The following is a 12,270-nucleotide window of genomic DNA, read 5'->3' as shown; positions in this document are numbered from 1 at the left end:
CGGCGCGTGGTGTTCGAACGGCTTGCGGGCTGGGACAGGCGCCCGCCCGGTCCGAGCCGGGCCTGGCTCGACGGGCCGGTCTCGGATCTGCCCGACACGGCCCGAGCCGCCGGGCGGCTCGCGTTGCTGACGGCTTTTGCCTCCCACCAAGTGACCGACGGCGACGTCGAGTCGGTTCAGGCGGCGGGGTATGGCGACCCGGAGCTCGTCGCGCTGGTGGCCTGGTCGGCCTTTGCGGCGGCCCGGCAGATCGGCCGGTGGCTCGGTTCGATCGGCTGATCAGAAACGGCGACGAGAGCGGCGGATGTGAAGCTCCGCCGCTCTCGCACTTTCGCCGCACGCCCGGCTATCGCCTGCCGGACTTCGGCCGGGATTCCAGCCGTGACTCCGGCTTGCCGGGCGGTGGCGCCTTGGGCCGGGCGAGCACCACCATGAGCACGACACTGATGATCGCCATCGGCACGACCACCCACATGTGCTCCGCGGCAAGGCCTCCCGTGTGCGCGAGGATCGTCCGGTACCCCATCACATCGACACCGCCGGGCGCGGATGGCAGCTGCACCTCTGCGTCGCGAACTCTTCGCGGCTGGGACGCAGGTGGAAGTAGACCGCCACGACCATGGGCACAAAGACCAAAGCGTTGTAGAGCAGATGAAGCTCGACCCGCGCAATGATGAGCTGCGCGATGCTGACCGGCGCCGGCCGGCCGAACAGGTTGGCGCCGACGGCCGCCTGCAACAGCAGGATGAAGTGCTCCAAGTGGTGCCAGGCCTGGATCCAGAAGGAAACCATCCACCACCTGCGGCCGCGGCCGACGAAGGCGTGCCGCAGCACCCACAGGCCGAGCAACATCACCAGCGCATACCCGTAATGCAGCGACTCGGATTTGATCAGCCAGGGGAAAGGCACGCCCAGCAGGCCGAGCGCCTCGGTCCGGGGCCAGCCCAGCACCCAGATCTGTATGGCTTGGATGACATGCTCCGCCCAATGCGCCACGACAATGAGCATGAACGTGTTCAGCGCCAACCGGTGGCTCGTCCCGTTGAGCCGCCTGATCAGGTTGGCGGAGATCGACGAATGCATGACCGACACGGCAACCCGCTCTCGTTGTCACGGACCTCGATGCATCGAGAAATGCACCTGGCACATATTCCTTGATTGGCACCTACGCTAGGCGCAGTCATGGAGCCCGGACGTCTCCCGCAGTGCTGTCCTGAGCCGTCATTGACAACCCGAGGCGAACGTGTACGGTCCCGTAACGCTGACAACGACGACAAGGAGTGAGTGTGGCAAGCCTGTCGGAGAACGTGTCCGGAGCATCGCGCCGCAGCGGGAAGGGGCTCGCGCCACGCCGGTGGCACAACCTGCTCGGACTGTACGCGGGATTCGCATTGATAATGGTGGACGGGACCATCCTTTACCCGATGCTGCGTGCAATCCGGGCCGAGCTCGGCATCACCGCCTCCGGCGCTTCCTGGCTCATCGCCGGCTATCTGCTCAGCTTCGCTGCTGTGCTCGGGTTCGGCCACCGAGTCACCGAGCGGATCGGCGCCCGGCGCACGCTTGTCGCGGGTGCGGCGCTCTTCGCGCTCGCCTCGGCTGTGGCCGTCGGGGCCTGGTCCACCAGCGCCTTACTGATCGCGAGAGTTTTGCAGGGTACCGCCGCCGCCTTCATCGCACCGGCTCTGGCGCCGTTGTTGCAAGCGGCGCTGCGCAACCGGCCAACCGACCGAGTGGTGTTGCGGTGGTGGGCGGTGATCGGCGCTTCCGGTGGCACGATCGGCCTGATGCTGGGCGGCACGTTCGCCGGGTACCTGGACTGGCGATGGACTTTCGCCGGCTATCTCGTCGTCGCCGTATGCGTGCTGGCGCTGGTCCTGAGGCAACCCGCGTTTGCCCACCACGGGCACCCCGCGCAGCGTTCCCCGGCGCCGGCCGGAACGTGGCGGCGGCTGCGCCGCCGCGGCGCCGCCGGCAGTGTCGCGCTCCTGCTCCTGGTGGGAGTGTCCTTCGACGGGACGCTGTTTCTGCTGACCCTCTACGGGCAGCAGGTGCTCGGTTACCCGCCCCTGACGCTTGCCCTGGCGTTGACCGTCCTCACGCTGACGTCGGTCGCAGGATCGCGCGTGGCTCAGCCCGCATTGATCCGGTTTGGACCGCGTGCGGCCGCTGTCCTCGGCACCGCAATGATTCTGGCCGGAGCACTGGTGTTGCTTGCCATTTCGGCGCCGGGCAGTTTCGCCGGTGACATGCTCACGGGCGCTTTGCTCCTGGGCTTCGGCATCGGTACCGCCTTCGCCGTGGCGCAGACCGTGATCGTACTGGAGGCCGGAAAGGCACACCCCTTGGCCGAGAACGGGCTCGCCGACACCACCTTCGCCCTCGGCGGTGCCACCGGCCTGATCGTCCTATCAGGAATCGTCGCGGGCGCGACCGGCGATGTCGCCTTACCCGCTGAGGTAACGGCCAAGCTGCGCACCGGCTTCGGCGTCGTCGCCGCGGCGGCGGCCATCTGCGCGGTCGCCGCCTTGGCGTTGTTTCCGGGACGCTCGGCGCGCCCCGGCGGGCCAGGAGTCCAGCGCCCGGACAGGGTCGGCGAAGGCATGCGGATCGAGGGTGCGGGCACGCTCAACGGAGGCACGGGAGTCTAAGGCAGACACGGAATCCGGCGCATTGCTAGCGCCAGGCCCGGTCGGCGACACCGCGGCGGTGGACAAATGTCGCCTCGGGCGACGACCCGCACGGCGCGCCGTTGATCTTGGCTACCGAACCGGATTCGGCCGCCGCCACACCCGGCGCCGTGGGGCGCACATCGATCATGGCCAGCAGCACCGGCGGATCGAACAGGTGCATGGGACGCAGCAGGACATCTGTGGTGCACAGCTCGTGGGGGCTGCGAATGATGATGGGATCGGTCCGCCCGACGTAGGACGGCATCTCCCCCGGCATGACCGCGGGCGGGTGGTTGCCCGGGACAAGGTGGACAAGCAGGTGCCAGGTGCCCAGCGGGACATCCCGCAGCACGTAGGGGCCGGGCTGACGAAGCAGGGCGTGTGCCGCGGGCCGCCCTTGGTGGAGCCGATCGGGGAAGAGCCCGATGAAGATCGCGCCGCTTGGCACCGTCGGCGCGGCCAGCACCCGGCCGCGCACCACCGCACCCGCACGGGAGGCGCCGTCCCCGGCCTGCGCGACCTGGGGCGCGAAGGCCGGCACGTAGCCACCCAGGCGCCGGTATGTCGCCGGCGAGATGCCCACGCTGCTGCTGAAGCGGGTGCTGAAGGTTCCCACACTGGTGTAGCCGACCCGATGGCTGATATCGGTGACGTTGAGGTCCGTGGAAACCAGCAGCTGCTTGGCCTTCTGCAGGCGAAGCGCGGAAAGGAACCGGCCCGGCGTGATGCCGGTGACACGCTGGAAGATGCGTGAGAAGTGGAACTTGCTGAATCGTGCGGTGCGCGCCAGGTCGTCCATGGTGAGCTCGTCGCCGAGGTTCTCCCGCATCGACTCGATGACGCGGATCACCGCCTTTTCGATCCCAGCGTCCATGCAGCCTCCAATCACCGGGAAACGAAGGAGCAACCAATCGATAGATTTCGAATAATCGGTTGCTTACCTGATTGTTCACCGGTTCCGCGCCACGCGCTTCTTTCCGTTTGCTCCGTTCCGCGATCGCCGTGTCACCAGCGGTCACGTGGGCGAGAGTCGCACGCAGGAAGATGCCATCCGTCGCGAGCGGCTACCTCTGCCCGGACCACGGTCATGACAGCCGGCTTCCGCTCAGCCCACCCTCACGTCCGGCACGTACCGAATCCACTTGCCACGCCTGGAGAATGCCTGCTCCTTGGCCATGATCTCGTCGGCGTGGTTCCAGGCGAACAGCAACGCATAGTCGGGATTCGCGGTGGTAAACGCCTGCGGGGGCCGCACCGGCAGGTGCGAGCCCGGCACCAGCAGCCCCTGCTTGGCGGGCGTCGAGTCGACGACGAACGGCACAAGCTCCGGGCCGATCCCGCAATAGTTGGTCACCGTGGCGGTCTTGCCCGGTGCGCCGTAGCCCACGACGGTGCTACCCCGGTCCCGCAGGTCCCGCAGCAGAGTAAGAAGGTCGTCGCGGATCTTCGCCACCGCGTCGGCGAACCGTTGAAACGTCACGGGATCGGCCAGCCCCCGGTGACGCTCGTCGGCCAGCAGCTCGCCCACCGCGGGCGAGGGCCGCCGCCGCCCCGGCCGGGTCAGCGTGTACCGGATCTCCCCGCCGTGCAGCGGGGAGCGTCCCACATCGACAAGCTCGAAGCCGTACCGTTGCGCCATCTGTTGCACCGAGCGTGCGGTGAAGTAGTAGACATGCTCGTCATAGATCTGGTCGAAGGCCATCTGGCTGATGACGGTACCCAGATAAGGCTCCTCGAAGACGAATACCCCATCCGGACCCAGCAGGGTGTCTACCCCGCGCAACAGCGAATCCTGGTAAGCGATGTGGCACACGGTATTGGCGCCGAAGATCACGTCCGCGCTTCCGTGCTCGGCGCGGATGCCCTCCGCGACGGAATCGCCGAAGAACGCGTCAAGCACGTTGACTCCCCGTTCCCGCGCCAGCTCGGTGACCTCCTTGGCCGGGTCCACTCCCAGGTGGCGGACGCCGGCGCGGGCGATCGTCTCCAGCATGACCCCGTCGTTGCACCCGATCTCCACGATGAACGGGTTCGGGCCGGCCAGTTCCGTCGCCAGCAGCTCCCGCGCGACCCGCGCGAAATGCCGCCGGTGTGTTGCGGAACCGGACGCCCGGTACCGGTACCCGTCGTGGTACCGGATTTCCTCCGGCACATCCTCGATGAGTTGCACCATCGTGCAGCTGTGGCACATCCCGATGGCCAGCCGGAACATGAACTCCCGCGCGATGTCCGCGCGCGCGAGGAAGCGATTGGCCGAGGGTTGCCGGCCCAGATCGAGCAACTCCGAAACGACTCCGCCGCAGATACGACAGCTAGGCATGCGATCACGTTAGGGCGGCATGGCATGTGGCGCTTCTCCGGCGTTGCGAGGCGGTGGCGGCAACGCCGAACTCGCACGCTGGGAGATGCCCACGCCGGTGCGCGACATCGACGATGTGGCTATGCGGTTCCTGCCGGCACAGACAACACTCCGCGTGGCCGTGGTCGGTCTTGGCTATGTCGGGATCCCGCTCGCGGCCACCCTCGCCGAACGTGGTGCCGAGGTGGTGGGGGTTGACATCAACGCCGACCTGATCGCCGAGCTGAGCCAGGGCCGCTGCCGGATGCGCGAGCCCGGCCTCGAAGACCTTGTCAGCGCTCAGGTTGCGGCCGGCCGCCTGCGCGTGACCGGCGACTGCGCCGCGGTCGCCGGGTGCGACGTTGTGCTCGTCACGGTTGGGACGCCCATTCGCGACGACGGTTCACTGGCCGGCGACCAGCTCCAGCAGGCATGCCTGGAGCTTGGCCGGCACCTGCGCGCCGGGCAGCTCGTCGCGCTCAAGAGCACCGTTCCCCCGGGTACCACTCGCGAGCTGGTGCTGCCGCTGCTGGAGCGCGGCGGCCTGGCCGGTGAGATCGACTTTGGCCTGGCGTTCGTGCCGGAGCGGCTCGCGCAGGGAAGCGCCCTGCGCGATCTGCGCACGCTGCCCGTCGTGGTCGGCGGGCTTGGTACCGGCAGCGCGGCGAGCGTGGCCGCGTTCTGGCGCCGGGCCATGGGCGTGGACGTGGTGGTGGTCGAGTCACTGGAGGCCGCCGAGATCGTCAAGCTGGCCAGCAACTGGTGGATCGACTTGAACATCGCTCTGGCCAACGAACTGGCGATGTTCAGCGAACTGTTCGATGTGGACGTGCTTGACGTCATCGCTGCCGCCAACACGATCCCGAAAGGCAACGGAAAGGTCAACATTCTGTTGCCCAGTGTCGGTGTGGGCGGCTCCTGCCTGACGAAGGATCCGTGGATGGTGGCGCACACGGCCCGCCGCAGGGGGCTGGAGATCAGGACCGTTCCCGCCGGGCGGGGGGTCAACGACGGGATGCCGCGCTACACCGCCCAACTGGTGATCGACGAACTGCGCCGGCTTGGCAAGGATCCGGCGTCGGCGACGGTCGCGGTGCTCGGCCTGGCCTACAAGAACGACACCGGGGATCTGCGGGCCACACCCGTCGTCCCGGCGGTCGCCGCCCTGGCCGCCAGCGGCGCCACGGTACGCCTCTACGATCCGCTGGCCGACCCGATAGAGGTCAAGGCCGCGTTCGGGATCGCCCCCGCGCCGTCGCTGGTGAACGCGGTGGCCGACGCGGACTGCCTGGCGATTCTGGCTCTGCACAAGGAGTTCGCCGACCTCGACTTCGCCGCCCTGCCGGTGGCGAAGCAGTGCGTGATCGTGGACGGGCGTGCCCACTACCCCAAGGAAAAAGTCGCGCTCCTGGATGAGCTCGGCTACGTCTATCGCGGGATTGGACGCTGAACATGGCTCGTGTGGTGGTGACCGGCGGGAGTGGTTTTGTCGGCAGTCATCTGGTGGAGCAACTGCTGGCGCGGGGGGACGAGGTGACAGTGTTCGACACTCATGCACCGGATCCACCCTGCGGTCAGGCCCGTTACGTCGCAGGCAGCGTCACCGATCCCGGCAGCCTGCGCCAGGCCATCACCCGGGACACCGACATCGTGTTTCACTTGGCCGCCGTCGTCGGCGTGGACCGCTATCTCGCCCGGCCGCTGGACGTCATAGACATAAATTTTCTGGGTACCCGCAACGTCCTCGATCTGATCCGCGAAAGCGGCAGCAAGCTGGTGCTTGCCAGCACCAGCGAGGTGTTCGGGAAGAACCCCGCCGTGCCGTGGCCGGAGGACGGCGATCGGGTGCTCGGACCCACCACGGCCGACCGTTGGGCGTACTCGTCGGCCAAGGCGCTTGCCGAGCACCTGACCCTTGCCTTCGTCCGGCAACACGGGCTCGAGGCCACAATCGTCCGCTACTTCAACGTGTTCGGCCCGCGGCAGCGTCCGGCGTATGTGCTCAGCCGATCCCTGCACCGCGCCCTCAACGGGCGGCCGATGGTGGTCTACGACGAGGGCAGGCAGACTCGTTGCTTCACCTACGTCGACGACGCGGTGGCGGGCACGCTGCTGGCGGCCGATAGCCCGCGCGCGGTCGGGGAGGTCTTCAACATCGGGAGCATGGTCGAGACGACCGTGCGGGAGACCGTGGAGCTCATCGCCGAGCTGACCGGGGCAGCGGCCACGGTGGCGGTCGACGCCGGGCGGCGGCTCGGGCCGGCGTACCAGGACCTGGAACGCCGAATCCCTGACACCACCAAGGCTTCGCGGCTGCTGGGCTGGTCCTGCCGGACGTCGCTACGCGACGGGCTGCAGCTCACGATCGAGTGGGCGCGGGCGAACCCGTGGTGGCTCGCCCTGCCCGACAGCGGCGCCTCGGCCGCGCACGATGAGAGGTGCCCGGTCGCACAGCCCGGCTCGACGATGACACCATGACTATGCCACCGAATACGCCACCGGATGCGATATTGCCGGCGTTTCCGATCCCCCGACCGTCGCGCTGCCCGTACCGGCCATCCGCCGACCATGTGGCCATGCGGGAATCGGGCCCCATGACCAAGATCAGGCTCTACAATGGACGGACCGCGTGGCTGGTCACCGGTGCCGCGCAGGCGCGGGCCATCCTCTCCGACTACCGCCGCGTGTCCATCCGGCCCTATCACGGCAACTACCCGTTGCTCAATGAGGAGTTCGAGAAGGTCGTCGACAGCGGCTACGCCGACGTGCTGTTCGGCGTCGACCCGCCGGAGCACACCCGGCAGCGGCAGATGATCATGCCGCGGTTCTCGCTGCGGCGCACGGCCCAGCTAGGCGACGACATTCAGCGCATCGTCGATGGCAAAGTGGACGCGATGCTGCGCCAGGGGCCGCCGGCAGACCTGGTCAGCCAGCTCGCCCAGCCGGTGCCGTCGATGGTGATGAGCCTGCTGCTGGGGGTGCCCTACGAAGACCACGAGGAGTTCGAGGTGCCGGCGCGCAAGCTGTTCGTCCCGGAGCTCGCCGAGGAGGCCACCGATGAGCTGGGGCGATACCTCGACCGGCTGATCACCAAGAAGGAGGGCAACCCCGGTGCCGGCCGGGCCGGGCTCATCGACGACCTCATCGCCGAGCACCTGCACCGAGGCACGCTCAGTCGCGACGAACTGATCCACATCGCGATGGCGATGCTCGTGGCCGGTACCGACACGACCACCAACGTCATCTCGCTCGGAACGCTGGCGCTGCTCGACCATCCCGAGCAGTGGGCCGCCCTGCGCGCCGATCCCGGCCTCGTCCCCGCGGCAGCCGAGGAGATCCTGCGGTACGTGTCACTGGTGGAAGCGTTCGCCCGGGTTGCCATCGACGACATCGACCTCGGCGGTCACACGATCAAGAAGGGCGAGGGGATCCTCATCAGCTGCGCCGGGGTCAACTTCGATCCGGCGATCACACCCGACCCGGACAGCTTCGACATCCGGCGCCCGCCGCGGCCGAGCTTCTCGTTCAGCCATGGCATTCACCGCTGCCCCGGTGACAACCTGGCCCGGCTCGAACTGGAGATCACCTTCCGGACGCTGGCAGCGCGCATGCCGAACCTGCGCTCGCTGAAGCCCACCGACCAGTTGCGCAGCAACAACAACGACGGCACGCTGCAACGGCTCTACGAACTGCCGGTGGTGTGGTGATGGCCGAACTGCCCGCCTATCCGCTGGCACGCGAATGTCCCTACCGCCCGTCGCCGCAGATGGCGAGGCTGAACAAGATGGGCCCGCTCACCCGCGTCCGCCTCTACGACGGGCGGATCGCCTGGCTGGTCACCGGCCCGGCAGAGGCGCGGGCCCTGCTCGCCGACAAACGCGTGTCAAGCCGCTCCGATCATCCGAACTACCCGGTCATGGATCCGCGCCACCTGAGGATGCGGGCCACCCGGGAGATGGCGCGGGAACAGGAGGGTGGCTTCGCCGGTGCGCTGTTCGGCGTCGACCCGCCTGAGCACAGCCGGCAACGGCAGCTGCTCGTGCCCCGGTTCACCGCCCGGCAGGTCGCCGCGCTTCGCCCGCGGATCCAGCAGATCGTGGACGAGCAGCTGGATGCTTTGTTGGCCCAGGGGCCGCCGGCCGACCTGGTGGCAGACTTCGCCGCCCCGGTGCCGCTGATGGTGATCTGCGCCCACCTCGGGGTGCCTTACACCGATCGGCAGACCTTCGAACCGGCGGTTCGAAGGCTGTTCGATCCGGAGCGAGCCGACGCGGCGATGGCAGAGCTGACCGCGTACCTCCACCGGCTCATCGATCAGAAGGCCGCCGGCGATCCCGGACCGGGAGTGCTTGACTCGCTTGTCGCCGGACCGCTGCGCCAAGGCAAGCTCGACCGCGCCATGCTGGCGGCCTTCGCCCTGGCCATCCTGGTCGCCGGGACGATCACCACATCCAGCGTCATCGCGCTGGGAACCCTGGCGCTGCTTGACCATCCCGAGCAGTACGCGCAGCTGGCCGCCGATCCGGACCGGGTGCCGGGCGCGGTCGAGGAAATCCTGCGTTACGTGTCGCTGGTGGAGCAGCTGGCGCGGGTGGCGGTCGCCGACGTGGACATCGCCGGACACACCATCAAAGCCGGGGACCCAGTGCTGGTGAGCATGGCGGCCGCGAACCTCGATCCGAGCGTGACAAGCAATCCCGAGCGCCTCGACGTGACCGGGCCGCCCCCGGCCAACCACCTCGCGTTCAGCTTCGGCATCCACCACTGCCTCGGGCACAACCTTGCCCGGCTTGAACTCGAGGTGGCATTCCGCACGCTCGTCGAGCGGGTACCCACGTTGCGGCTCGCCGTCCCGGCCGGCGAGGTCCCGACCTACCGCGACGCGGACGTGCAGCGCCTCGCGTCGCTGCCGGTGGCCTGGTAATAACCGACTATCCAACGAGGATTGACATGCTCCAGCGCACAGGCGAGATTCCCTTGACTACCCATGTGTTCGGCGACCCCGAGGCGCTGTTCACCGCGCTCGGTGACCGCAGTCCCGTCCACCGGGTGGCGCTGCCCGATGGCATGCCGGCCGTGCTGATCACCGGCAACGGCGCCGCCCGGGAGGCGCTTTCCGATCCACGATTGGTACGCAGCGTGAGCGCGGCCGCTCCGGAACTCCACCGCTTCCATCCTCTGGCCAGCGATGATTATCCGTTGTCGCGGCACATGCTGTTCGCCGATCCGCCCGATCACGCCCGGCTGCGCAAGCTGGTATCCAAGGCGTTCACGCGGCGGCGGGTGGAGCAGATGCGCCCACGGATACAGGAAATCACCGATGAGCTCATCGACGTCATCGCGCCGAAAGGCCGGGCCGACCTGGTCGAGACGCTGGCGCTGCCACTGCCGATCGCGGTCATCAGTGAGATGCTGGGCGTGCCGTTCGCCGATCGCGCCGAATTCGAGCGCCACGCCGAGGTATTGACCGGAATCAACGCATCGTCTGGCTTCGATGACATCATCGCCGCGGGGCGCTGGTTTGACACCTACCTCGCCGAGCTGGTCACCAGGCGCCGTGCAGAGCCGGGCGACGACCTGATCTCCGGCATGATCGCCGCGCAGGAGGCAGGCGACCGGCTCACCGACCTCGAGCTGCGGTCCAACGCCCTGCTGTTGCTCACCGCGGGCTTCGAGACCACGGTGAACCTGCTCGCCAACGGCATCCTGGCGCTGCTGCGCCACCCGCGGCAGCAAGCCGAACTACGGGCCGACCCGAGCCGGCTGCCCAACGCCGTCGATGAGCTGATGCGATTCGACAGTCCGGTCTCCTGCATCACCTACCACTTCGCGGCCGAGCCGCTGGAGGTGGCGGGCTTTGCCATCGAGCAAGGCGAGCACGTGGTCATCGCCGCGGCGGCGGCCAATCACGATCCGGCCGTCTTCGACGATCCGGCCCGGTTGGACCTGGGCCGGGAGAATCTTGGGTACCTGCTCGGCTTCAGCCATGGGATCCACTACTGTCTGGGCGCCCCGCTGGCCCGGGCCGAGGGTGAGATCGCCTTCGGCACGCTGCTACGCCGCCTGTCTCAGCTCAAGCTGGACGTGCCGGAGTCTGCATTGGAATGGAAGCAAAGCTTCGTGCTGCACCGGTTGCGGGCACTGCCGGTCCGGTTCACTGCGGCGTAGCCGCTTCACCGCGGCAGTGAGCCCCCGGTCCATTTCATGGCCGGGGGCTCACTTTCGCGCCGTTCAATAGGTGATGACCGCGCGGAATCTCACCTCGCCCTTGGCGACCCGGCCGACCGCTTCGGCCACCCGGTCGCACGGGAAGACCTCGACGCGTGGCGTGACCCTGCCCGAGGCGACAAGGTCGAGCGCCTCCCGCAGGTAGCTCTGGCCGCCGTGGGTCGCGCCCATGATTCGTTGACCCTGGGCGAAGAACGGGTACTGCAACGCCGGTGGAATGGTGAACGGTTCGGTACCGTCGATGCCTGCCAGTACCATCCGGCCGTTGACCCGCAACCCCTGCAACGCCTCCGACGCGACCCCATGCGACGGCGCGGTCAACAGGATCACGTCCGCACCGCCGGCCTTGCGCAGCTTCTCCCCGTTGGCCACAACGAGGTCGGCGCCGAGTTCCTTGGCCGTCTGGAACTTCTGCGGCGAGCGAGTCACGGCGATGGTCTCGAAGCCGCATGCGTGGGCGAACTGGACGGCAAGGTGGCCGAGCCCGCCGATACCCAGCACGGCCACCCGCTCGTGCGGCTGCGGATCGGCCGCCCGTAGCGCCGACCATGCGGTGTAACCGGCGCACAGCACCGGGGCCGCAAGCTCGTCGGCGAGGTTGTCCGGCAAGAGAATCGTGTCGTCGGCGCGCGTCACCAGATATTCGGCGTGCCCGCCGGGTGCGCTGAACCCGGTCGTCACCGCCGCCGGGCAGTTCATCGCCGTCTGGCCGGTCACCGGCAGACCCAGGCGGCAGTAGTCGCACCGGCCACAACCGGAGCGGACCCAGGTCACGCCGACACGATCACCGTTGTGACGGGTGGTGACGCCAGGTCCGACGGCGACGACTTCCCCCACCGGCTCATGGCCGGTCACCGCGGGATTGCTTGCCGGGAATGGGATCGCACCCATAGTGGCCAGAACGTCGTTGTAGCAGACCCCGCACGCGCGCACCCGGATCAGCACCTCACCTGGCCCGGGTTGCGGGGTGGGTATCTCGCGAAGCTCCCATGCGGCGTTGACTTCGGGTATGACGGCAGCCTTCACAGCACC

The 12,270-nt window shown here is 68.2% G+C and carries 12 protein-coding genes; 7 read left to right on the top strand and 5 right to left on the bottom strand.

The window, feature by feature from the left end:
* Positions 1-279 (top strand): carboxymuconolactone decarboxylase family protein (locus tag DM816_RS04355; RefSeq protein ID WP_483964154.1); only part of this gene is annotated, 279 nt, incomplete at its 5' end.
* Positions 280-346: 67 nt separating this feature from the next.
* Here the strand turns inward: DM816_RS04355 and DM816_RS04350 are convergent.
* Entirely contained in the window at positions 347-526 is a 180-nt protein-coding gene (locus tag DM816_RS04350) for a hypothetical protein (RefSeq protein ID WP_117208744.1), read from the bottom strand.
* Positions 526-1,083, bottom strand: a complete 558-nt coding sequence (locus tag DM816_RS04345) for a hypothetical protein (protein ID WP_117208751.1) — start codon at positions 1,081-1,083, stop codon at positions 526-528. The genes DM816_RS04350 and DM816_RS04345 overlap by 1 nt, the downstream gene beginning before the upstream one ends.
* Before the next feature lie 203 nt (positions 1,084-1,286).
* Here DM816_RS04345 and DM816_RS04340 point away from each other — a divergent pair, with 203 nt between their 5' ends.
* A complete protein-coding gene (locus DM816_RS04340; RefSeq protein WP_117208743.1) occupies positions 1,287-2,651 on the top strand; it encodes an MFS transporter in 1,365 nt (454 codons plus the stop codon).
* A 25-nt stretch (positions 2,652-2,676) separates the two neighbouring features.
* Here DM816_RS04340 and DM816_RS04335 read toward each other — a convergent pair whose 3' ends face one another.
* Both DM816_RS04335 and DM816_RS04330 read right to left on the bottom strand, forming a co-directional pair.
* Complete coding sequence (locus DM816_RS04335) at positions 2,677-3,546, bottom strand: helix-turn-helix domain-containing protein (RefSeq protein WP_117208742.1); 870 nt, start codon at positions 3,544-3,546, stop codon at positions 2,677-2,679.
* 231 nt (positions 3,547-3,777) lie between these two features.
* Entirely contained in the window at positions 3,778-4,992 is a 1,215-nt protein-coding gene (locus DM816_RS04330) for a class I SAM-dependent methyltransferase (protein ID WP_117208741.1), read from the bottom strand.
* A 121-nt stretch (positions 4,993-5,113) separates the two neighbouring features.
* Here DM816_RS04330 and DM816_RS04325 point away from each other — a divergent pair, with 121 nt between their 5' ends.
* Genes DM816_RS04325 through DM816_RS04305 form a run of 5 tightly spaced genes read left to right on the top strand, consistent with a single transcriptional unit; the run spans position 5,114 to position 11,178 of the window.
* Positions 5,114-6,460 carry a nucleotide sugar dehydrogenase gene (locus DM816_RS04325; RefSeq protein ID WP_117208750.1) on the top strand — a complete coding sequence of 449 codons (1,347 nt, stop codon included), beginning with the start codon at positions 5,114-5,116 and terminating at the stop codon, positions 6,458-6,460.
* 2 nt (positions 6,461-6,462) lie between these two features.
* Positions 6,463-7,488 carry an NAD-dependent epimerase/dehydratase family protein gene (locus DM816_RS04320; RefSeq protein ID WP_117208740.1) on the top strand — a complete coding sequence of 342 codons (1,026 nt, stop codon included), beginning with the start codon at positions 6,463-6,465 and terminating at the stop codon, positions 7,486-7,488.
* Positions 7,489-7,490: 2 nt separating this feature from the next.
* Positions 7,491-8,717: a cytochrome P450 gene (locus DM816_RS04315; protein WP_117208739.1), complete on the top strand. Its 1,227-nt coding sequence runs from the start codon at positions 7,491-7,493 to the stop codon at positions 8,715-8,717.
* The gene (locus DM816_RS04310; protein ID WP_117208749.1) at positions 8,717-9,934 is read left to right on the top strand and encodes a cytochrome P450; all 1,218 of its coding nucleotides are present in this window, start codon (positions 8,717-8,719) and stop codon (positions 9,932-9,934) included. The genes DM816_RS04315 and DM816_RS04310 overlap by 1 nt, the downstream gene beginning before the upstream one ends.
* A 26-nt stretch (positions 9,935-9,960) precedes the next feature.
* The gene (locus tag DM816_RS04305; RefSeq protein WP_117208738.1) at positions 9,961-11,178 is read left to right on the top strand and encodes a cytochrome P450 family protein; all 1,218 of its coding nucleotides are present in this window, start codon (positions 9,961-9,963) and stop codon (positions 11,176-11,178) included.
* A 63-nt stretch (positions 11,179-11,241) separates the two neighbouring features.
* Here the strand turns inward: DM816_RS04305 and DM816_RS04300 are convergent, their stop codons facing one another.
* Positions 11,242-12,264: an alcohol dehydrogenase catalytic domain-containing protein gene (locus tag DM816_RS04300; protein WP_117208737.1), complete on the bottom strand. Its 1,023-nt coding sequence runs from the start codon at positions 12,262-12,264 to the stop codon at positions 11,242-11,244.
* Positions 12,265-12,270: the final 6 nt, after the last annotated feature.

The sequence above is a fragment of the Allorhizocola rhizosphaerae genome, assembly GCF_003426775.1.
GTDB classification, from domain to species: Bacteria; Actinomycetota; Actinomycetes; order Mycobacteriales; family Micromonosporaceae; genus Allorhizocola; species Allorhizocola rhizosphaerae.
Note: the sequence above shows the minus strand (reverse complement) of the source record. Positions and strands in the feature narration are given on the sequence as shown.

Excerpts from the sequence above, each read along its gene's own strand:
- DM816_RS04345 (WP_117208751.1), bottom strand. The coding sequence starts at position 1,083 with ATGCATTCGTCGATCTCCGCCAACCTGATCAGGCGGCTCAACGGGACG.
- DM816_RS04325 (WP_117208750.1), top strand. The coding sequence starts at position 5,114 with ATGCGGTTCCTGCCGGCACAGACAACACTCCGCGTGGCCGTGGTCGGT.
- DM816_RS04335 (WP_117208742.1), bottom strand. The coding sequence starts at position 3,546 with ATGGACGCTGGGATCGAAAAGGCGGTGATCCGCGTCATCGAGTCGATG.
- DM816_RS04320 (WP_117208740.1), top strand. The coding sequence starts at position 6,463 with ATGGCTCGTGTGGTGGTGACCGGCGGGAGTGGTTTTGTCGGCAGTCAT.
- DM816_RS04330 (WP_117208741.1), bottom strand. The coding sequence starts at position 4,992 with ATGCCTAGCTGTCGTATCTGCGGCGGAGTCGTTTCGGAGTTGCTCGAT.
- DM816_RS04305 (WP_117208738.1), top strand. The coding sequence starts at position 9,961 with ATGCTCCAGCGCACAGGCGAGATTCCCTTGACTACCCATGTGTTCGGC.
- DM816_RS04310 (WP_117208749.1), top strand. The coding sequence starts at position 8,717 with ATGGCCGAACTGCCCGCCTATCCGCTGGCACGCGAATGTCCCTACCGC.
- DM816_RS04350 (WP_117208744.1), bottom strand. The coding sequence starts at position 526 with ATGGGGTACCGGACGATCCTCGCGCACACGGGAGGCCTTGCCGCGGAG.
- DM816_RS04315 (WP_117208739.1), top strand. The coding sequence starts at position 7,491 with ATGCCACCGAATACGCCACCGGATGCGATATTGCCGGCGTTTCCGATC.